This is a genomic window from Nocardia pseudobrasiliensis NBRC 108224 (assembly GCF_001613105.1).
In the GTDB taxonomy this organism is placed as follows: domain Bacteria; phylum Actinomycetota; class Actinomycetes; order Mycobacteriales; family Mycobacteriaceae; genus Nocardia; species Nocardia pseudobrasiliensis.
Genome location: NZ_BDBS01000044.1, coordinates 1 through 21,010, shown reverse-complemented (window position 1 = coordinate 21,010; position 21,010 = coordinate 1). Strand labels below are relative to the sequence as shown.

At 68.9% G+C, this 21,010-nt stretch carries 18 protein-coding genes; 13 read left to right on the top strand and 5 right to left on the bottom strand.

All coding sequences use genetic code 11. The features are described from left to right. The first annotated feature begins 3 nt into the window (after nt 1–3). The 13 genes from NP4_RS30570 (at nt 4) to NP4_RS30510 (ending at nt 15,525) form a co-directional block, all read left to right on the top strand. On the top strand, nt 4–2,310 hold the full coding sequence (locus tag NP4_RS30570) for a thioester reductase domain-containing protein (protein WP_245998761.1): 2,307 nt from the start codon (nt 4–6) through the stop codon (nt 2,308–2,310). Beyond that, nucleotides 2,307–3,392 (top strand): alpha/beta hydrolase, encoded by a 1,086-nt coding sequence (locus tag NP4_RS30565; protein WP_068005380.1) that lies wholly within the window; start codon nt 2,307–2,309, stop codon nt 3,390–3,392. Before NP4_RS30570 ends, NP4_RS30565 begins: the two co-directional genes overlap by 4 nt. A 7-nt stretch (nt 3,393–3,399) precedes the next feature. Then, on the top strand, nt 3,400–5,619 hold the full coding sequence (locus tag NP4_RS30560; protein ID WP_068005378.1) for an MMPL family transporter: 2,220 nt from the start codon (nt 3,400–3,402) through the stop codon (nt 5,617–5,619). A 34-nt stretch (nt 5,620–5,653) separates the two neighbouring features. Further along, a complete protein-coding gene (locus NP4_RS30555; protein WP_068005375.1) occupies nt 5,654–6,415 on the top strand; it encodes an IclR family transcriptional regulator in 762 nt (253 codons plus the stop codon). Between the two features lie 71 nt (nt 6,416–6,486). After that, nucleotides 6,487–7,668 (top strand): 4-hydroxybenzoate 3-monooxygenase, encoded by a 1,182-nt coding sequence (locus tag NP4_RS30550; RefSeq protein WP_068005483.1) that lies wholly within the window; start codon nt 6,487–6,489, stop codon nt 7,666–7,668. Beyond that, entirely contained in the window at nt 7,661–8,374 is a 714-nt protein-coding gene (gene pcaH, locus NP4_RS30545) for a protocatechuate 3,4-dioxygenase subunit beta (RefSeq protein ID WP_068005373.1), read from the top strand. The genes NP4_RS30550 and pcaH overlap by 8 nt, the downstream gene beginning before the upstream one ends. Further along, a complete protein-coding gene (gene pcaG / locus NP4_RS30540; protein WP_068005371.1) occupies nt 8,367–8,924 on the top strand; it encodes a protocatechuate 3,4-dioxygenase subunit alpha in 558 nt (185 codons plus the stop codon). Before pcaH ends, pcaG begins: the two co-directional genes overlap by 8 nt. Next, entirely contained in the window at nt 8,917–9,261 is a 345-nt protein-coding gene (locus NP4_RS30535; protein WP_068005367.1) for an alpha/beta hydrolase, read from the top strand. Before pcaG ends, NP4_RS30535 begins: the two co-directional genes overlap by 8 nt. Further along, nucleotides 9,258–9,641, top strand: coding sequence for a 4-carboxymuconolactone decarboxylase (gene pcaC, locus NP4_RS30530; protein ID WP_068005365.1), 384 nt, complete (start codon nt 9,258–9,260; stop codon nt 9,639–9,641). The genes NP4_RS30535 and pcaC overlap by 4 nt, the downstream gene beginning before the upstream one ends. Beyond that, nucleotides 9,638–10,831 (top strand): MFS transporter, encoded by a 1,194-nt coding sequence (locus NP4_RS30525; protein WP_068005363.1) that lies wholly within the window; start codon nt 9,638–9,640, stop codon nt 10,829–10,831. Before pcaC ends, NP4_RS30525 begins: the two co-directional genes overlap by 4 nt. Next, nucleotides 10,828–12,312: a benzaldehyde dehydrogenase gene (locus NP4_RS30520; protein ID WP_068005361.1), complete on the top strand. Its 1,485-nt coding sequence runs from the start codon at nt 10,828–10,830 to the stop codon at nt 12,310–12,312. Before NP4_RS30525 ends, NP4_RS30520 begins: the two co-directional genes overlap by 4 nt. Nucleotides 12,313–12,316: 4 nt before the next feature. After that, complete coding sequence (locus tag NP4_RS30515) at nt 12,317–13,897, top strand: thiamine pyrophosphate-binding protein (protein ID WP_068005359.1); 1,581 nt, start codon at nt 12,317–12,319, stop codon at nt 13,895–13,897. A 53-nt stretch (nt 13,898–13,950) separates the two neighbouring features. Beyond that, nucleotides 13,951–15,525: an amino acid permease gene (locus NP4_RS30510; protein WP_068005356.1), complete on the top strand. Its 1,575-nt coding sequence runs from the start codon at nt 13,951–13,953 to the stop codon at nt 15,523–15,525. Here the strand turns inward: NP4_RS30510 and NP4_RS30505 are convergent. The 5 genes from NP4_RS30505 to NP4_RS30485 form a co-directional block, all read right to left on the bottom strand. Then, nucleotides 15,472–16,266: a 3-oxoacyl-ACP reductase gene (locus NP4_RS30505; protein ID WP_245998762.1), complete on the bottom strand. Its 795-nt coding sequence runs from the start codon at nt 16,264–16,266 to the stop codon at nt 15,472–15,474. The two genes, NP4_RS30510 and NP4_RS30505, sit on opposite strands and share 54 nt — an antisense overlap. Then, the gene (locus tag NP4_RS30500; protein ID WP_082876354.1) at nt 16,248–17,609 is read right to left on the bottom strand and encodes an aldehyde dehydrogenase family protein; all 1,362 of its coding nucleotides are present in this window, start codon (nt 17,607–17,609) and stop codon (nt 16,248–16,250) included. Before NP4_RS30500 ends, NP4_RS30505 begins: the two co-directional genes overlap by 19 nt. After that, a complete protein-coding gene (locus NP4_RS30495) occupies nt 17,606–18,340 on the bottom strand; it encodes a gamma-glutamyl-gamma-aminobutyrate hydrolase family protein (protein WP_068005353.1) in 735 nt (244 codons plus the stop codon). Before NP4_RS30495 ends, NP4_RS30500 begins: the two co-directional genes overlap by 4 nt. Continuing rightward, a complete protein-coding gene (locus NP4_RS30490) occupies nt 18,321–19,673 on the bottom strand; it encodes a glutamine synthetase family protein (protein ID WP_068005352.1) in 1,353 nt (450 codons plus the stop codon). The genes NP4_RS30495 and NP4_RS30490 overlap by 20 nt, the downstream gene beginning before the upstream one ends. A 98-nt stretch (nt 19,674–19,771) precedes the next feature. Further along, nucleotides 19,772–20,824 (bottom strand): PQQ-dependent sugar dehydrogenase, encoded by a 1,053-nt coding sequence (locus NP4_RS30485; RefSeq protein WP_068005350.1) that lies wholly within the window; start codon nt 20,822–20,824, stop codon nt 19,772–19,774. Between the last annotated feature and the right edge of the window lie 186 nt (nt 20,825–21,010).

Below are 21,010 nucleotides of genomic sequence, written 5' to 3'. Positions count from 1 at the left end.
ATCATGACAATGCTTGACCGAGAACCGATTCCGCTCGGCGACGATCGCCGGGCACGTGCCGAGGCGATCGAACGCGGCGGCAGCGCCGGACTCGATGTGGCCGCCCTACTGGCCGGAGTCTCCGGCGCCGCGACCGATCAGCGGCCCGCCACCGCCGCGGACAGCGCGCCGGGCGATGCCGAGCAGATCGCCGCGACCATTACCACGGTGGCCAACCGGCTGCTGGCCACGCCGATCGACGCGGATACCGACTTCTTCGACGGCGGTGCGACCTCGGTCGCCGCGGTCGAGTTGGTGGCCACGCTGATTCGCGATCACGGCATCGATCTGAGCCTCGACGACATCTTCGCCGACGCCCGCCCGCGCCGCCTCGCGCAGCGCTGGCTGGCCGCCCGCGGCGACGCCCCGGTGACGCGAACCCCCGCGACTGAGGCGCTTCCGGTTCCGGTGGCCGAGGCGGCGATCGCGATGCCCGACGAGGACATCGCGCAGGTGATGGCCGATGTCTCGGGCGCGGACCGGCTGCCGTGGGTCGGACCGCCGGAACCGGCCGCGCCGCGGCGAGTGCTGCTGACCGGGGCCACCGGCTTCCTCGGCAGCCATATGCTGCTGGATCTGTTGCGCACCAGCGACGCCCACGTGGTCTGTGTGGTCCGCGCCGACGACGACGCGGCCGCGGTGCAGCGCCTGGGCCGGGCCCTCGAGAGTTTCCAGCTGCCGTGGTCGCCGGAGATCGAGCGGCGGATCACGGTGCTGGCCGGTGATGTGCGCCAACCCCGGCTGGGGCTGTCCGACGAGTGGTGGGGAGTACTGGCCGCCGAGATCGACGCCATTGTCAATGTCGCCGCCGCCGTGGACTTTCTGCGCGGTTACCCGTCGCTGCGGCGCACCAATGTCCTCGGCCCGCTGACCCTGGCCGAACTCGCCATGACCGGCACAATCAAACCGCTGCACCATATCTCGTCGGTCGCGGTGTACAACGAGGTGAACGCGCCCTCGATGGGCGAGGACGATCCGGTCGCCCACCTCGACCGGCTCGGCGCGGGTTACGACAAATCCAAGTGGGCCGCCGAGGCGCTGCTGCGTCGCGCCCGCGAACACGGCCTCGTGGTGACCTTCCTGCGCCCGGCGGGCATCGGCGGCAACGTCCACACCGGCGCGCACAATCCGCACGATCTGAGCAGCGCCTTCCTGGCCGCGTTCTCCCGGTTCCGGACCATGCCCGCGTTCCGGTATCTCAATGTCGCCCCGGTGGATTGGGTCAGCCGCATCGCCACATCGATCGTCGCCGATCCCTCGGCCTGGGGTTACAACTACCACCTCACCGGCATTCCGAGCACCCTCGACGATGTGCGCCGGGACATGTCGCTCGGCGGTATGAATGTGCGGGTGCAGGATTGGCGGGAGTGGCGCGCCGACACCCTGGCCCGCATCCGCCGCGACGGCATCACCGAACTCGAGTTCCTGGCGCGCATGCTGGAAAGCCCTACCGCGCAACAACTCTGCGAGGCGTCGATGACCGCGCCCGCCGCGACCGGGGAACGCACCCGCGCCTTCGTCGCGAAACACGGTCTGCCGCCCGCGACGCGCTACGACGCGCGCGCCCAGCAGAAGACCTTCGAGCGACTGGCCGAACTCGGCGTGGCCCGCCTGCCGCAGCGCGAGGACGATCCCTATCTGTGGTTCCCCGAACTCATGGAGGGCACGGTCGTCGCCGCGGGCGAGGGCACCGCGGGCAAGGAGCACAGCGAACATCCCTGCACGCTGTCGCTGACGCTGTCCATCGCGAGCATGTACCAGCTGGTCACCGAGCGGCGCGTGGACGTCACCGGCGAATTGCGCTGCGCGGCGGTACATCCCGAACCGCTGAAGGTCGAGCGCGGTGACGTGTGGGTGCGCCCGCAGGAGGGCGTCGCGCTGAGCGGCCTGCGGCATCCGCTGCTGCGCTACCGCCTGCAACTGCGCGATGTCGACGGCGGCGTCTGGTGGCTCGAGGGTGAGAAGATCGCCCGCGCCCGCCGCGATCTGTGGCGGCAGGCCCGGGCGCTGAGCGTGCGGATCGGCCGCGCGGACGAGCCCGCCCGACTGATCGGCGAGGTCGTGGTCCCCGCGGACAGCTATGTGCGCGACCAGATCGACGGCATCCACACCGATCCGCGACTGTCCGATCGCGAACGCCGCACCGCCAAGCTGGTCTGGCTGGCCTGGTTCGGTTCCCAGGTCGGGCGCGGACTCGCCCAGCCACTGCTGCGGGCCGGCGCCGAACTGCTGGATCTGGGCCGCGACGCCATCACCAAGGAGCTGCGTTGACACCCGTACTGCCCCTGCCCGCCCGCTACGGCGATCCGGGTATCGAGGACATCTCCCTGCGCGTCGGCGACGGCACGCAGCTGACCCTGCGCCGGGTCACCACTGGCGCGCGCCCGGTCGAGGATCGGCCCGCGGTGCTGTTGCTGCACGGGCACACCGCCTCCTCGGATATGTTCCGGCTGCCGGAGACCCGCAACCTGTCCGACACCCTGGTCGACGCGGGATATGAACCGTGGCTGCTGGATTGGCGAGGCAGCTGCCGACTTCCGTACAACCACAACGGAAGTCGATTCACCTATGACGATGTCGCGCTCTACGACATCCCGGAGGCGGTCGCGCACATCCGCTCCCGGATCGGGGACCGGCCGCTGTTCGTGGTCGCGCACTGCATCGGCGCGCTGTCGCTGTCGATGAGTCTGGCCGCGGGCCTGGTGCCCGGCCTGGCCGGGGTGGTGGCGCAGGGGGTGTTCCTGACCCCCAAGATGAGCGGCGGTGCGCGACTGCGCATGTCGGTCGGCACCGAACTCATGCGCTCGCGTATCGATCACCTGCCCACCGACTTCCGTCAGGTCGGCATGTGGTCGCGCTACACGCCGATCTTCGCGCTCACCGGCCGCCGCGGCAACTGCCCGGACCCCACCTGCCGACTGCTGCAGAACTCCTGGGGCCTGGGCGGGGCGCTGTACAACCACGACAACCTCGATCCGCGCACCCACAACCGGCTGCCCGAACTGCTGGGTCCCGCGCCGCTGTGGATCCTGCCGCATCTGCGCCGAGTCGAGTTGGCGCACAGCATGCTTCGCTGGAACGACGGCGACGATCGCTACCGCGCGCTGCCGGAGAACGCACTCGACCACGCCGATCGCATCGACTGCCCGGTGCTGCTGCTGTCGGGCAGCGAGAACAGGTTCTGGCACGACTCGAACAAGCTGTGTCACGAGGTGCTCACCACCCGGCACCCGCAACTGGACGTGAGCTATGCCGAGGTCCCCGGATACGGGCATCTCGACACGTTCATCGGGCGCGGAGCCGCCCTGGACGTATTCGGCCACATCCTGCGATTCCTGTCCGACCACCACTGAGAGTCCGATGCTGACCACCCTGGCTCGCCTCACCACCGCCCGGCCGCGGGTGGTCCTCGCCGCAAGCCTGCTGCTCATGCTGCTGTGCGGTCTGTTCGGCAAGGATCTGCAATCGGATCTGAAGATCGGCGGATTCGCCCCGCCCGCAACCGAATCCGCGGCGCGTACCGTTCACGACGGATTCCCGGGCGCGAGCCCGAATCTGGTGATCACGGTCGAATCGCCCGCGGGCGTGGACAGTCCGGCCGCGGTCGCGGCGGCGCGCGGGGTGTTGGATCGGCTGCGCGAGCGCACCGATGTCCGCAGCGTGCAGTCGTTCTTGGATCCGGGTGCGGCGGCGCTGCGCGGGCGCTCGGGGACCGACGGGCTGATCCTGGCCGATCTGGCCGGTGAGGACACAGTGAGTATGAAGGCGGCCGGGGAGATTCAGCGGGCGGTCTCGACCACCTCGGGCGCGGTGACTGTGCGGGTGGGCGGATTCGCGGGGGAGACCTACGACACCAATACCGGGGCCGCGAAGGATCTGGCCCTGGCCGAGGGCGTCGCCCTGCCGCTGACCTTCCTGGTGCTGATCCTGGTGTTCGGCAGTCTTGTCGCGGCGGCGCTGCCGCTGGTGATCGGGCTGTTCTCGATCGTCACGACCCTCGGGATTCTGGAGGCGGTCACCAAGTTCACCGATGTGTCGATCTTCGCGCTGAATATGACCACGGTGCTCGGTCTGGCCCTGGCCATCGACTACAGCCTGCTGATGGTCTCGCGATATCGCGAGGAGATCGACGCCGGACTCGATCACCGCGCCGCGACGATCCGCACCGTGCGGACCGCGGGACGGACCGTGCTGTTCTCCGCGGCGACCGTCGCGCTCGGGCTCGGCGCGCTGGTCATCTTCCCCGCGTATTTCCTGCGCTCGTTCGCCTACGCGGGATTGCCGGTCGTCGCGACCGCCGCCTTCGCCGCGGTCGCCATCCTGCCCGCCTGCCTGATCCTGTTGGGCGACAAGGTCAATGCGCTGGATCTGCGCGAACCGCTGCGGCGGCTGCTGCGCCGCGGTCCGGTCCGTCCGGTCGCCCCCGCCGAATCGGGCTGGTATCGCTGGGCCGCGGGGGTCATGACGCGGCCGATCGCGGTGACAGTGGGAACCGTCGCGGCGCTGCTGCTGCTCGGTTCGCCGTTCCTGTCGGTCACGCTGGCCTATCCGGACTATCGGGCGATGTCGGAGAGTTCGCAGAGCCGCCAGGTCGGCGATATCGTGCACCGCGAATTCGATCTGGACCTCGGTTCCGGTGTGGCCGTGGCCCTTCCGGACTATCACGGGCCGGTCGCCGGATACGCCGCGGCGCTGTCGGGGGTGGGCGGGGTGGCGAATGTCGAATCCGCCGACGGCGTCTTCCGCGGCGGACAGCGCATCGCCGATGCCCGGCCGGGCATGTCGACCGATGCGGGCACCTATCTGGCCGTGCACACCACCGTCGACCCGTACGCGAAGGCCGGTGCCGATCAGCTCACCGCGTTGCGTGCGGTGCCCGCGCCCGGCTCCACGGTGTTCGCGGGTAATGCCGTGCTGAACAAGGACGGCTTCGACGCGCTCTACGCGCGATTGCCGCTGGTGCTGGCCATTGTGGCGCTGACCTCGTTCGTCCTGCTGTTCCTTTTCACCGGTTCGGTGGTGCTGCCGCTGAAGGCGCTGGTACTGAATCTGCTGTCGTTGTCGGCCTCCTTCGGCGCGACCGTGTGGATCTTCCAGCAGGGCCATCTGGCCGGGCTGTTCGGTTTCACCCCGACCGGCATGCTCAGCGCCGCGGGGATGCCGGTGCTGATGTTCTGTCTGGCCTTCGGCTTGTCGATGGACTACGAGGTATTCCTGCTGGCCCGCATTCGCGAGCAGTGGCTCGATTCCGATCGCGGTCCGGCCGCCAACACCCATGCCGTGGCCATGGGCCTGGCCCGTACCGGGCGTATCTTCACCGCGGCCGCCGGGCTGATGGCCATCATCTTCCTGGCGGTCACCACCTCGCACGCCTCGTTCATGCAGATGTTCGGCCTGGGCCTGGCGCTGGCTGTGCTCAGCGACGCCACCGTCATCCGGTCGCTGCTGGTGCCCGCGGCCATGCGATTGATGGGGACGGCCAACTGGTGGTGTCCCGGTCCGCTCGCGGCCCTGCACCGCCGCATCGGCCTGTCCGAGGCCGAATCCGCCGCATCCGATCCGATTCCGACGCGAGGGTAGGCGAGAACCTGGTCCTGCGACTAGAAACAGTCCCATGGCCCGGTCCAGCAGTGGTGAATCCGTACTCTCGCGCGCGGTGCGGATCTTCGAGGCGTTCGATGCCGATACCCCGGCGGTGTCGGTATCCGAGCTGGCCCGGCGCACCGGAATCCCGCTGGCGACCACCTCGCGGCTGGTGACCGAACTGGTCGGCTACGGCTGGCTGCGCCGCGACGGCAGCGGGCGGGTCCGGATCGGCATGCGGGTGTGGGAGCTGGTGTCGCGGGCCTCCCCGACGCTCGGGCTGCGCGAGGCGGCCATGCCGTTCATGCAGGATCTGCACGCGGTGGTGGGCAATCATGTGCAGTTGGGGGTGCGTCAAGGCCACGAGGTCCTCTACATCGAGCGACTGTCCGCGCCCGGCGCGGTCCGCAATCTGAGCCGACTGGCCGGGCGGCTTCCGCTGCACGCCTCCTCGGCCGGTGTGGTGCTGCTCGCCGACAGCCCGGCGAACCTGCAGGAGTCGGTCCTCGCCGGACCACTGCCCGCGTTCACCCCCAATACCGTCACCGAGCCGAAAGCATTGCGCGCCTTGCTCGATGCGGTGCGCCGGGCCGAATTCGTCTGTCTGGTAGGGCATATCGACAAGACCACCACCTCGATCGCGGCCCCCGTGCGCGGCGCGGGCGGGCACACCGTGGCCGCGCTGGCGCTGATCGTGCCCAACGGCGGTGCGGCGCGCACCTATATCCCCGCGGTGCAGGCGACCGCACACGGCATCTCACGCGCACTCGGCGCGCCCGTCACGCCGGGCTGAAATTGCGAAACCCTCTCATTCAATGAAAGATCCGTAGTGATGCGGGTCACAGCGGGGACATGCTGTCCCCCATGCGAACCCGGGTCGTGATCATCGGTGCGGGCCCGGCCGGACTGCTGTTGTCGCAGCTACTGGGCTCGGCGGGAATCGAGTCGGTCCTGATCGAACGCCAGACCGCCGACCATGTGCGGTCCCGCATCCGCGCGGGGATGCTGGAATCGTCCACGGTCGAATTGCTGACGCGGGCGGGCGTGGCAGATCGGCTGCTGCGCAACGGGATCGAGCATCGCGGCATCTATCTGCAGTGGCCCGGTGAACGCCATCACCTGGATTTCGTGGATCTGGCCGGACGCTCGGTGTGGATCTACGGGCAGACCGAGCTGACCGCGGATCTGATGGCCGCTCGCGCCGCTGCGGGACAGCCCGTGTTCTACGGGGCCACCGAGGTGACACCACACGATGTGGACACCGAACGGCCCGCCGTCACCTTCGTGGATTCGGCGGGCCGCGCACAGCGGATCGACGCCGAGATCGTGGCCGGATGCGACGGCTTCCACGGGCCGAGTAAGCAGGCGATTTCGTCATCGCTGCGTGAAACCTGGGAGCGCGCATACCCTTTCGCGTGGCTGGGCGTACTCGCGCAGGCGCCGCCGTCGTCCGACGAACTGATCTACGCCTGGCATCCGGACGGTTTCGCCCTGCACAGCATGCGCTCGCACACCGTGAGCCGGTTCTATCTCCAGGTACCGCGACAGGCGGAGATCGCCCGGTGGAGCGACGACCGCATCTGGTCGGCCCTGGTCACCCGATTCGCCCTGCCGGGCTGGGAACTGCGGACCGGACCCATCCTCGACCGATCCGTACTGCCCATGCGCAGTTTCGTCACCGCCCCGATGCGCCACGGTCGACTGTTCCTCGCCGGTGACGCCGCGCATATCGTCCCGCCGACCGGGGCCAAGGGGCTCAATCTCGCGGTCGCCGATGTGGCCCTGCTGTTCGAGGCCATCGCCGCCTGGCTGCGCGACGGTGACACCCGCCCGGCGGCGGCGTATTCGGAGACCGCGCTGCGTCGGGTCTGGCGCTGCACCCACTTCTCGTGGTGGATGACCACCATGCTGCATCGCCTCGGCGACGATTTCGACGCCCGCCTGCAACTGGCCCAGCTGCGGCGGGTGGTGCGATCACCCGCCGCGGCAACCGAACTCGCGCAGAACTATGCCGGACTACCGATCGAAGGAGTGCGCCATGGCTGACCTGCCGGGCTATCGTCTCGATCCGGCCGATACGCATCCGTCGCCGGATTCGCCGGACTACCGATCCACCGCGCTGCGGCATCCGAGACAGTCGCTGCGTCCGCTGCCGCAATCGCTCACCGAGATCACCGGACCCCTGCTCGGGCGCGACCGCGTCCGGCCGGGCGATCACGATCTGACCTTCCAGCATCGCGAGGAGCCGATGGGCCAGCGAATTGTGGTGTTCGGCAGGCTGATCGACGGGGACGGGCGGCCGATTCCGGATTCGCTCATCGAGATCTGGCAGGCCAATGCCGCCGGACGCTATCGGCATGTCGGCGACCGCTGGGCCGCGCCGCTGGATCCGAATTTCGACGGGGTGGGCCGCACGGTCACCGACCGGCAGGGCCGCTACGAATTCGTCACCGTCAAACCGGGCGCGTATCCGTGGCGCAATCACCACAATGCCTGGCGTCCGGCGCATATCCACTTCTCGGTCTTCGGCCGCGCCTTCACCCAGCGACTGGTCACCCAGATGTATTTCCCCGACGATCCGCTGTTCGCGCAGGATCCGATCTTCAACTCGGTGCCCGAATCCGCTCGGCCCCGGCTGATCTCACGTTTCAGCCTCGCGCGCACCCGGCCCGAATGGGCGCTGGCCTTCGAATTCGACATTGTGCTGCGCGGCCGCCACGCCACCCCGTTCGAGGATCCGCACGATGACTGAAGCCCTGCCCAGTACGCCGTCGCAGACCGTCGGCCCCTTCCTGCATATCGGATTGCGTTGGGAGGACGGCCCCTTCGTGGTCCCGACCGGTACACCGGACGCCTGCTGGATCCGGGGCGCGGTGCTCGACGGTGCGGGTGAACCGATCCACGACGCCCTCGTCGAGACCTGGCAGGCCGATCCGGACGGGCTGTTCGACCATCCGGACGATTCGCGCGACGCGGTGCGTGAATGGCGCGGATTCGGCCGCAGCGATACCCATCTCGGCGAATTCGCCGTCCACACCGTGGTTCCCGGCGTCGTCCCCGCCGCGGACGGGCGGCCGCAGGCCCCGCATGTGAACGTGTCGATCTTCGCGCGCGGCCTGCTGCATCGGGTGGTGACGCGGATCTACTTCCCGGAACACACCGCGCTGCACCGAACCGATCCGGTGCTGAATCTCGTTCCGGAGCACCGGCGTTCGACCCTGGTGGCGGCGCTCGCACCGGGCGGCTATCGGTTCACCGTGCGGCTGCAGGGCGATGGCGAGACGGTGTTCTTCGATGTCTGAGCCGGTCGAGATCTACCGTCGGGTCGACGGCCCCGCCGACGGGGTCCCGGTTCTGCTCGCCGACAATGGATTCCGCGTGGTGCGCCACGATCTGCGCGGCCACGACGGCTCACCCGTCCCGCCCGGTCCCTACACCCTGGCCGATATCCCCGCGCCCACGCTGGTCGTCTCCGCCACGCGGGACGGCGCGCTGCCGCCCGAGCGCGGCCGTCGCGTCGCCGCCGCCATTCCCGGCGCACATTTCGAAATACTGGACAGGGCAGCGCATCTGGCCGTCTTGGAACAGTCCGCTCGATTGCCGGATCTGATCATCGACCATCTGAGAGGAGCGGTATGAGCGACGATCGCGACGCCGCCATGGCCGTGCGCCGCGCCGTACTCGGCGATGAACACGTCGCTCGCGCCGAGGCCCGAACCACCGAATTCACCCGTCCCTTCCAGGAATACATCACCACCGCCGCCTGGGGCGCGATCTGGACCCGCGCCGGTCTGGACCGCCGCACCCGCAGCGCGATCACCCTGGCCGTCCTGACCGCGCTGGGCTGTCGCGAGGAGATCGCCATGCATGTGCGCGGCGCGCTGCGCAATGGCCTCACAGCCACCGAAATCGCCGAAATACTGCTCCACACAGGCGTTTACGCCGGAGTTCCGCGCGCCAACGCGGCCTTCGCGATCGCCGACGAGGTGCTGTCCGAACCTCCCGAGAATCCGTCATGAGCAAACTGCTGTCCTGGCCCGCCGCACTGTGCTGGCTCACCGTCCTGCTCGAGGGCTACGACCTGGTCGTTCTCGGTGCGGTGATACCCACCCTGATCGAACATCATCACATCGGATTCACCGCCGCCGCGGCCACTTTCGCGGCCACGATCTCACTGGTCGGCGTCGCCGTCGGCGCGGTGCTGGTCGGACCGCTGGCCGACCGATTCGGCAGGCGCGCGCTGCTGTTGGGTTCGGTCGCGCTGTTCTCGGTCTGCACCGCCCTCGTCCCGCTCGCGGGTTCCACCGCGGTTTTCGGCGCGTTCCGATTCCTCGCCGGACTCGGGCTCGGCGCCTGTATGCCGACCGCGCTGACCTTCATGGCCGAACATATGCCGCCGTCGCGGCGGGCGTTCGCCAGTACCGTCACGATGACCGGCTATCACACCGGCGCGGTGCTGACCTCGCTCGCCGCGCTGTGGAGCGTCCCGCACTGGCAGCCGCTGTTCTATCTCGGCGGCGCGGCGGGATTGCTGCTGCTGCCGCTGATGTGGGCGAAACTGCCGGAATCGCGGGCGTATCTGGTGGCTCGGGCCACGCCCGAACCGCTGCGCCCGACGCTGTGGCAGCCGATGTATCTGCGCGCGACGCTGGGGGTCTGGATCGCCTCGTTCATGGGTCTGCTGCTGGTGTACGGGCTCAACACCTGGCTGCCCAAACTCATGCGCGACGCCGGATACAGCATGTCGACCTCGCTCACACTGCTGCTGGTGCTGAATGTGGGCGCGATCATCGGCCTGCTCGGCGCGGGGCTGTTGGCGGATCGACGCGGCACCAAGGCGGTGGTGATCGTCTGGTTCGGGCTGGCCGCGCTGCTTTTGGCCGTGCTCAGCGTCAAGGTGTCGAGCACCCTGCTGCTCGATGCGGTCGTATTGATCACCGGCGTCTTCGTCTTCTCGGCGCAGGTGCTCGTATACGCCTATGTCACCCAGGCGTATCCGGTCCGATTCCGCGCCACCGCACTGGGATTCGCCTCCGCGGTGGGCCGCCTGGGCGCCATCTTCGGTCCCGCCATCACCGGCTGGCTGATCGTGGCCGGATCCGCCCATCCCTGGGGCTTCTATCTGTTCGCCGCGGTGGCGGTCATCGGATCGGCGGCCATGTCGATCGTGCCCCGCCCGGCCACCGAATTCATCGAAGGATCGTCATGACGCCTGTACCAGATCTGCTCGACCCGGCGACGTGGAGCGGCCGCGTCTTCAGCGAACGGTGGCGCGACGGGGCCGCGTCGGCGGCCGTCGTCGAACCGGCCACCGGCGCCGAACTCGCCCGGATCGGCCTCGCGGGCCCCGCCGATATCGCCCGGGCCACCGCCGCCGCGCGTGTGGCTCAGAATGATTGGGCCGCAGCGGCTTTCCACGAGCGGGCCGCCGTGCTGCGCCGAGCGGGCGATCTGATACGTGAGCACGCCCCCGATATCCAGCACTGGCTGATCCGGGAGGCGGGGTCGATTCCGGCGAAGGCGGGCGTGGAAATCGATCTGGCCGAACAGGAATGCTACGAGGCGGCCGCGCTGACCTCCGCGCCGCCGGGCATCCTGCTGCCCACCGAATACGACCGGCTGTCCATGGCCCGCCGGGTTCCGGCCGGGGTCGTGGGAGTGATCGCGCCGTACAACTATCCGCTGGTGCTGGCGATCCGCTCGATCGCGCCCGCGTTGGCGCTGGGCAATACCGTTGTGCTCAAACCGGATCCGCGCACCGCGGTCTGCGGTGGCGTGGCGCTGGCCCGGATCTTCGAGGCGGCCGGACTGCCCGCGGGTGTACTGCATGTGCTACCGGGCGGGGCCGAGGTCGGCGAGGCCCTGGTCGTCGATCCGGCCGTGCGGGTGGTCTCGTTCACCGGCTCGACCGGGGCCGGTCGCCGGGTGGGGGAGTTGGCCGCCCGGCATCTCAAGCGGGCCCATCTCGAGCTCGGCGGCAATTCGGCGCTGATCGTCCTCGAGGACGCCGACCTCGACGCGGCCGTCGGACTCGGGGCGTGGGGCTCCTTTCTGCATTCGGGGCAGATCTGTATGACCACGGGTCGGCATCTGGTGCACGAGAGTCTGATCGCGGACTACCTCGAGCGGCTGGCCGCCACCGCGGAGGCGCTGCCCGTGGGCGATCCGGCCACCGCGGAGGTCGCGCTGGGCCCGGTGATCGATGCCGGGCAGCGCGACAAGATCCACGCCCTGGTGACGGCCACGGTCGACGCGGGCGCGAAACTGCTCGCGGGCGGGCGTTTTCACGATCTGTTCTATCGCCCCACCGTCCTGGCCGAGGTGACCGCGACCATGCCCGCCTACGCGCAGGAGGTGTTCGGCCCGGTCGCGCCCGTACTGTCGTTCGGCTCCACCGACGAGGCCGTGCGCTTGGCCACCGGCGGTGAATACGGATTGAGCCTGGGCATCGTGACCGCGGACGCGGCCCGCGGACTCGCACTGGCCGACCGGATCCCGACCGGCATCGTGCACATCAACGACCAGACGGTCAGCGATGAGGCGGTCGCGCCGTTCGGCGGGCTCGGCGCGTCGGGCACCGGCAGCCGATTCGGCGGGGCCGCGGCGAATACCGAGGCGTTCACCGAGACCCGGTGGATCACCATGCGCCGAGAACCGGCGCGCTATCCGATGTCGACGATACGGAGGTGACGGTATGCCCACGGTCAAACAGGCGACGTACGAGGTGTTGCGCCGATTCGGCCTGAGCACGCTGTTCGGCAATCCGGGCTCCACCGAGGTCGATTTCCTGGCCGGACTGCCGGAGGATCTGAATTTCGTGCTGGGCCTGCACGAGTCGGCCGTGGTCGGCATGGCCACCGGTCACGCGCTGCGCACCGAACGGCCCGCACTCGTATTGCTGCACACCACAGCGGGTTTCGGCAATGCGGTCGGCGCCCTGGCGACCGCGCGGGTCAATCGCGCGCCGCTGGTGGTGCTGGTCGGTCAGCAGGACCGGCGGCATCTGAGCGCGGAACCGTTCCTGACCGGACGGCTGCACGGCCTCGCGGGCGACTATCCGGTCTGGTCGCATCAACCCGACCGTGCCCAAGATGTCCCGGAGGCACTGGCCCGGGCCTGGTACGAGGCCCGCGCGGGCCGGGGCCCGGCGATCGTGGTGGTGCCCATGGACGATTGGCACGCCGAGATCGATGCCGAGCGGCTGCCCAATGCCCCGGCGCGGCTGCGATCGGGCGTGCGGGTCGAGGAGTACGCGACGGCCGAACTGGCCGAAATGCTGTATGCCGCAAAATCTCCGTGTGTGGTGGCCGGATCCGGCAATGATTCGGCGGAGGGCTGGCAGGCCCTGGTCGAACTGGCCGAATGCCTGGGCTGTCCGGTGTGGCAGGAGCCCTTCGGCGCACGCGCCGGATTCCCGCAGGACCATCGCCGCTACGCGGGCCATCTGCCCGCCGGACGCGCGGCCCTGCGCGACGCCCTGGCCGGTCACGATCTGGTCCTCGTGGTCGGGGCGGCGGCATTCCGCCAATACGCCTACGAGCCGGGACCTTTCGTTGCCCCGGGGACCACGCTCGCCGTCGTCACCGACGATCCGGACGAGGCCCACCGCAGCCCGGCCGCCCTGGCGATCCTCGCCGATCCGGCCCGGACCGTGGCGCGGTTGGCGAAGTTGGTCCCCGCCCGGACCGGGTCCGAACCGGCCGAGCGACACCGCACGCCCGTACCGCCGCCCGCCGAACCGCTGGCCGCCGCGCACGTTTTCGCGGCCCTCGCCGCGGCGATCCCGGCCGACACCATCGTGCTCGAGGAGGCACCGTCCGCCCGCGCGGCCCTCTACGATCTGCTGCCCGCCCGTCATCCCCTCGGCCTGCTCAGTGCGGCCATGGGCGGGCTCGGCTTCGCCATGCCGACGGCCATCGGTCTGCGCCTGGCCGATCCGGCCCGTCCGGTCGTGGCCGTGGTCGGCGATGGTTCCGCGCTGTATTGCGTCCAATCCGTCTGGAGCGCGGTGCATTACCGCGTCGGCGCGCTGTTCGTCGTGCTGGCCAACGGGCGCTACCGGATCATGGATCAGCTCTCGGCCCGCGCCGGGGCCCCCGAACCCGCCTGGCCGGGCTTCGATGAGATCGGCGTCGCCGCGATCGCGCACGGCTTCGGCTGTCCGGTCGAACGCATCACCGATCACCCGAGCCTGATCGCGGTCTTCGACGCGGTGCTGCCGACCCTGCCCGATCGGCGCGAACCACTGCTCCTGGAAATCGCCGTCACCGCGTGAGCCGATTTCCCCGATGTGCTGACGATTGACGGAGGCGTATTTCAGACTGATCTATGCACGACGTAACGCCCCCTTCCGACGACGAACGCCGCCTCGCCGAGCTCGGCTACAAACAGGAACTGGCCCGGTCCTGGTCCGGGTTCTCCAATTTCGCCATCAGTTTCACCATCGTGTCGATTCTGACCGGTGGCCTGGCCAGTTACGGAATCGGACTGGCCAACGGCGGGCCGATCACCATGGCGTGGGGGTGGCCGCTGGTATCGGTGATGGTGCTGTTCGTGGGGCTGGCCATGGCCGAATTGGCCTCGGCCTACCCGACTTCCGGCGGTCTGTACTGGTGGGCCTCGGAGCTGGGCGGCCCGATCTGGGGCTGGTTCACCGGGTGGTTCAATCTGATCGGTCAGATCGCGGTGACCGCCGCGATCGATTACGGCGCGGCCATTTTCACCACCGTGGTGCTCAATGTGATCGGCATTGATATCGGAACCGACCGCACCGCCATATTTCTGGTGTTCGCGGTGATTCTGGTGCTGCACGCGGTGCTGAACATCATCGGCCCGCATCTGTCCGCGGTGATCAACAATATCTCCGCCTGGTGGCATGTCGGCGGCGTGGTGATCTTCGTGCTGGTGCTGGGAATCGGTGCGCGCCATCATCAGAGCGTCGGCTTCGTCTTCACCCAGACTGTGGACAACAGCGCGGTCGGCTTCGGCGGCGTCGCGTTCAGCTTTCTGCTCGGGCTGCTGCACGCGCAGTACACCTTCACCGGCTACGACGCCTCGGCGCATATGTCGGAGGAGACCCGCGATGCCGCGCGCATGGCGGCCAAGGGGATCATCAACACCATCGTGGCCTCCGCGGTCGCGGGCTATCTGCTGATCATGGCGGTGACCTTCGCGATTCCGAATCTCGACGACGCGCTGGATCCGGCGAAGAACAGCGGCTATCCGGTGATCTACATTCTGGAGAACTCGCTGAACCCATTCTGGTCCGGATTGCTTCTGATCATCGCCGCTGTGGCGCAACTGTTCTGCGGCTACGCCTCGGTCACCTCGGCCTCGCGCATGCTGTTCGCCTTCGCTCGCGACGGCGCGGTGCCGGGTTCGGCGCTGTGGTCGAAGCTGTCGGCGCGCCGAGTTCCGGTGAGCGCGGTGCTGTTCATCTCGCTGTTCGCCTTCATCCTGCTGATCCCGTCGATGCTGGTGCCCGCCGCGAACGCCCCGACCGCCTATGCGGCGGCCACCTCGGTCGCCACCATCGGCCTCTACATCGCCTACGGCATTCCGGTGCTGCTGCGCCAGCTGCACGGCGGCAGGTTCCGGACCGGTCCGTGGCGGCTCGGCTCGTGGTATCGCCCGATCGGCATCGTCGCGCTGATCTGGATCGTCTGCATCAGCCTGCTGTTCATCCTGCCCACCGACGATCGCGGCTATCCGTGGAACAGCGAATTCACCTGGAACGCGGTGAATTACGCACCCATCACCCTGGTCGGGGTGGTGGGCGCGATCGCGATCTGGTGGTTCGCCTCGGCCCGGCGCTGGTTCACCGGACCCAAGCGAACCGTCGACGAGCCGCTACAGAGGGGTGACGTACGCGCCGGAGATACCACCGTCGACCAGGAACTGTGAGGCGGTGATGAACGAGGAGTCGTCGCTGGCGAGGAAGGCCACGGCGGCGGCGATCTCCTCCGGTTCGGCGAACCGGCCGAGCGGAATGTGCACCAGCCGCCGCGCCGCGCGTTCGGGATCCTTGGCGAACAGTTCCTGCAGCAGGGGAGTGTTCACCGGTCCCGGGCACAGGGCATTGACGCGAATTCCCTCGCGCGCGAACTGAACTCCGAGCTCGCGGCTCATCGACAGCACGCCGCCCTTGGAGGCGGTGTAGGAGATCTGCGAGGTCGCCGCCCCCATGACGGCCACGAACGACGCGGTATTGATCACCGAGCCCCTACCGCGCACCAGCATGTGCTCGATCGCGTACTTACTGCACAGATACACAGAGGTGAGATTCACCTCCTGGACGCGCCGCCAGGCGTCGATTCCGGTGGTGCGGATCGAATCGTCCTCCGGCGGTGAGATTCCCGCGTTGTTGAAGGCGATGTCGAGGCCGCCGTAGGCGTCGACGGCCGCCTGGAACATCGCCCGCACCTGCTCCTCGTCGGTGACGTCGACCTTCACATACAACCCCCCGACCTCGGCGGCCGCGGCCTCACCGGAGGTGGCGTCGATATCGGCGACGACCACCTTGGCGCCCTCCTGGGCGAAGCGCCGCGCGGTGGCCAGCCCGATACCGCTGCCGCCGCCGGTGATCACCGCGACCCGATCCTGTAAGCGCTGCAACACATCTCCTTCTAGTCGGTGGCGATGAATACGTTCTTGGTCTCGGTGAAGGCGCGGGCGGCGTCGGGCCCGAGCTCGCGGCCGAGGCCGGACTGCTTGTACCCCCCGAACGGCGTCCAATACCGCACGGAGGAATGCGAATTCACCGACAGGTTCCCCGCCTCGACCCCGCGCGCGACCCGCAGCGCCCGGCCCACATCGGAGGTCCAGATCGAGCCGGACAGACCGTATTCGGTGTCATTGGCGATGCGCAGGGCGTCGGCCTCGTCCTCGAACGGCAGCACCGCGACCACCGGGCCGAACACCTCCTCGGTCAGCACCCGGTCGCCAGGACCCGAGGGCAGCACGACCGTCGGCGGGAACCAGAAGCCCGGGCCGTCCGGGCGGGTGCCGGTGAACGCCACCTTGGTCGAGGGTTCCAGGAATCCGGCGACCCGCTCGCGATGGGCGGCCGAGATCAGCGGACCCATCTCGGTTTCGGCCGCGGCCGGATCGCCGACCCGCACGCCCTTCACCGCCGGTTCCAGCAGTTCCAGGAAGCGATCGAAGATACCGCGCTGCACCAGGATTCGCGAGCGGGCGCAGCAGTCCTGTCCGGCGTTGTCGAACACCCCGTAGGGCGCGGTGGCGGCGGCCCGCTCGACATCGGCGTCGGCGAAGACGATATTGGCGCTCTTACCGCCCAATTCGAGGGTGACCCGCTTCACCTGCTCGGCGCAGCCCGCCATGATCTGCTTGCCCACCTCGGTCGAACCGGTGAACACCACCTTGCGCACGGCCGGATGGGTGACGAAGCGATTGCCCACCACCGAACCCCGGCCCGGGATCACCTGGAAGACGCCCTCGGGCAGGCCGGCCCGCAGCGCGAGCTCGCCCAGCCGGAGGGCCGTCAGCGGGGTCAGCTCGGCCGGTTTGAGCACCACGGTGTTCCCGGCGGCGAGTGCGGGCCCGAAGCCCCAGGCCGCGATCGGCATGGGGAAATTCCACGGCACGATGATGCCGACGACGCCGAGCGGTTCGTGGAAGGTGATGTCGACACCGCCCGCGACGGGAATCTGATTGCCCAGCAGCCGCTCCGGCAGTCCCGCGCTGTAGTGCAGCACATCGCGGACATTGCCCGCCTCCCAGCGGGCATTGCCGATGGTGTGCCCCGCATTGCGCACCTCGAGCTCCGCGAGATGCTCGAGATCGGCGTCGACGGCCTCGGCGAAGCGGCGCAGCAGTCGCGCCCGATCGCCCGGCGCGATCGCGCGCCAGCCCGGCAGCGCCCGCCGCGCGCGCTCGATGGCAGCGTCCGCGGCGGCCTCATCGGCCGATTCGACCGTGGCCACGACCTTTTCGGTCGCGGGGTTGACGACCTCCGTCATTGTCACCGACTGCGCTCCCTTCCATATGCTGCCGCCTGCTCGACCAACGCTCGCACGAGCCGCCGATCGGCGCTGTTCTCCTCCGGATGCCACTGCACGCCGATCAGGAACGGCCCGGTGCGCGCCTCGACCGCCTCGATCGTTCCGTCGGCGGCGTGCGCGGCGGCGGTGAGGTCCGGGGCGAGGATATCGATGGCCTGATGGTGGTGGCAGTGCGCCTTCAACTCCGGTCCCACGATGGCGGCGACCCGGCTGTCGGGCGTGGTCCGCACGGTGGTGACGCCGAAGACGCCCGGGGTGCGGGAGTGGTCGGCGTGGCCGAGGACGTCCGGAAGATGTTGGTGCAGGGTGCCGCCGAGGGCGACGTTCACCAATTGCAGTCCGCGACAGATCGCCAGCACCGGCAGCCCGGCCTCGCGCGCGAGTGCCAACAGGCCGAATTCGAGCTCGTCGCGATCGGGACGGCTGCGGGTCTCGGGATGCGGCGTGGCGTCGTAGCGGGCCGGATCCAGATCCGCGCCCCCGGTCAATATCAGGCCGTCGAGCCGTGCCACGAGCTCCGGGCGCGCAGTTGCGCCGGGCGGCAGCAGTATCGGGATTCCGCCCGCGCGCTCGGTCATATCGACGTAGGTGCGCGGCAGGATCGCGGCATCGACGTCCCAGTGGCCGAAGCGGGCGCGTTCGGAGTAGGTGGGCAGGCCGATCAAAGGCCGCCGGTCAGAGTCGTTCGAAGCCACGGATCCGCTCCCAATCGGTCACCGCGGCGTCGTAGGCGTCCAGTTCGACCTGTGCCGCGTTGCGGTAGTGCCGGACCACCTCCTCGCCGAAGGCCGCCCTGGCGAGTTTGCTCTCACCGAACAGCCCGGCGGCCTCGCGCAGCGTGCGCGGCACCCGTGGGCGCTGGGAGCGATAGGCATTGCCCTGGAATTCCGGTTCCAGCGGCAGCCGGTGCTCGATGCCGTGCAGTCCGGCCGCGATCGAGGCCGCCACGGCGAGATAGGGATTCACATCCCCGCCCGGCACCCGGTTCTCCAGCCGCAGCGAGGGCCCGTGGCCGACCACCCGCAGCGCGCAGGTGCGATTGTCGCGTCCCCACGCCACCGCGGTGGGTGCGAAGCTGCCCTCCTGGAAACGCTTGTAGGAGTTGATATTCGGGGCGAGGAAGTAGGTGAGTTCGCGCAGGGCGTCGAGCTGTCCGGCGATGAAGTGCCGCATCAGCGCCGATTCCCCGCCGGTCCCGTCGCCGGCCAGTACCGCCGCGCCCGACTCGTCGCGCAGGCTGATGTGGATGTGGCACGAATTGCCCTCGCGCTCATTGTATTTCGCCATGAAGGTGAGGCTACGGCCCTCCTGGGCGGCGATCTCCTTGGCGCCGGTCTTGTAGATGCTGTGGTTGTCGCAGGTCACCAGCGCCTCGTCGTAGCGGAAGGCGATCTCGTGCTGGCCGGGATTGCATTCGCCCTTGGCCGACTCGACATACATTCCGGCGCCGGTCATTTCGTTGCGGATGCGGCGCAGCAGCGGTTCGATGCGGGCGGTGCCGAGTATGGAGTAGTCGACGTTGTACTGGTTGGCGGGGGTCAGATCGCGATAGCCGGTGCGGAAGGCGGCCTCGTAGGTGTCGTCGAAGACCAGGAATTCCAGTTCGGTGCCGACGTAGGCGCGCAGGCCGTGTTCGGCCAGCCGGTCGAGCTGGGCGCGCAGCACCTGGCGCGGCGAGGCCGCGACCGGCTTGCCCTGCGGCTGCACCTGTTCCACATCGCACAGCACCAGCGCGGTGCCCGGCTGCCACGGCACCAAGCGCAGCGTGGTCAGGTCGGGGCGCAGCACGAAATCGCCGTAACCGGTGTTCCACGAGGACATCTCATAGCCGTCGACGGTGGTCATCTCCACGTCCACGGCCAGCAGGTAGTCGCACGCCTCGGTGGCGTGGTCGAGCACCTCGTCGACGAAGTACCGTGCCGAACAGCGCTTTCCCTGCAATCGCCCCTGCATATCGGTCATGGCGACCAGGACCGTATCCAGCTTTCCCGCGTCGACCTGCCGCACCAGATCCGCAACACTCAGCATTCCGGCTCGCATCACGACCCCTCTCGACTCATCATGATCACGCTAGGCGAATCGAGGGGCCGCGCGGGTCGGAACACGCAAGCCGAAACTACGCGTACTCAGCGCGCGGGGATGCGGTAGATGTGATCGTCGTTGCGCAGGGGTTCCCCGCGCCCGTCGGTATTGGAGGTCGTCACCCACAGCGAGCCGTCGGGGGCCACCGCGACCGTGCGCAGTCGGCCGTAGGTGTCGAGCTGGGATTGCGGCGTGCCGAGGGTGCCGTCGGCGCGCTCGGGAATCGTCCACAGCCGCTCACCGCGTAAGGCCGCGACGTACAGGGTGTTTCCCGCGATCGCGAGACCGGAGGGGGAGGCCTCGTCGGTGGTCCAGGTGATCAGCGGATTGGTGTAGCGGCCGCCCTGGGTGTCGCCCTTGCCCTCTACGACGGGCCAGCCGTAGTTGCGTCCGGCCTCGATTCGATTGACCTCGTCGTAGGTGTCCTGCCCGAATTCGGTGGCGTACATCCGCCCGGCCGAATCCCATGCCAGCCCTTGTACATTGCGGTGACCGAGGGTGTAGACGGGGGAGTTCGGGTTGGGGTTGCCGGGGGCCGGTTTCCCCTCGGGGGTCAGTCGCAGGATCTTGCCGTTCGGGCTGGCCGGATCCTGCGCCCGATTCGACTGTCCCGCATCGCCGGTTCCGACGTACAGCATGCCGTCGGGACCGAAGGCGATCCGCCCGCCGTTGTGGATGGAATTCTTCGCCAGCCCGGAGAAGATCACCTCGGCCTGTCCGCCCAGTTTGAACCGGACGATCCGATTGTCGTTGGCGGCGGTGAAATACGCGTAGACGTAACCGTTCTGGGCATATTGCGGCGATACAGCGAGCCCGAGCAACCCGCCCTCGCCGCGCGCCACCACGCCGGAGACCTGATGGACCCGCTGCGGCGGCGATCCCGCGACGACGCGCAGGATCTCCCCGGTCCCGCGCTGCGCCACCAGCGCCGCCCCGTCCGGCAGGAATGCCACCCCCCAGGGCACCTTCAGATTCTGTGCGACGATATCGGGCGCCGGAGCGGGCCCCGATCCGTCCGGACCAGCCGCATGACCGCAGTCGGTCGCCACAGCTATGGCGACCGCCACGAGCGCTGTTACCAAACCCGTGTTTCGCATACCTCTATTTTCGCGAATTACCGTGTCGATCAATCGATTTGACTCCGCATGTGTAGTACGCATAGGGGTCGTTCGGTTTTCATGCCGGGACCGCGACGCGGCCGCGGTGGACGCGGGCGAAGGCGCCGGGGGACTGGCCTTTCCAGGAGCGGAAGGCCGAGGAGAAGGCGGAGACGCTGGAGTAGC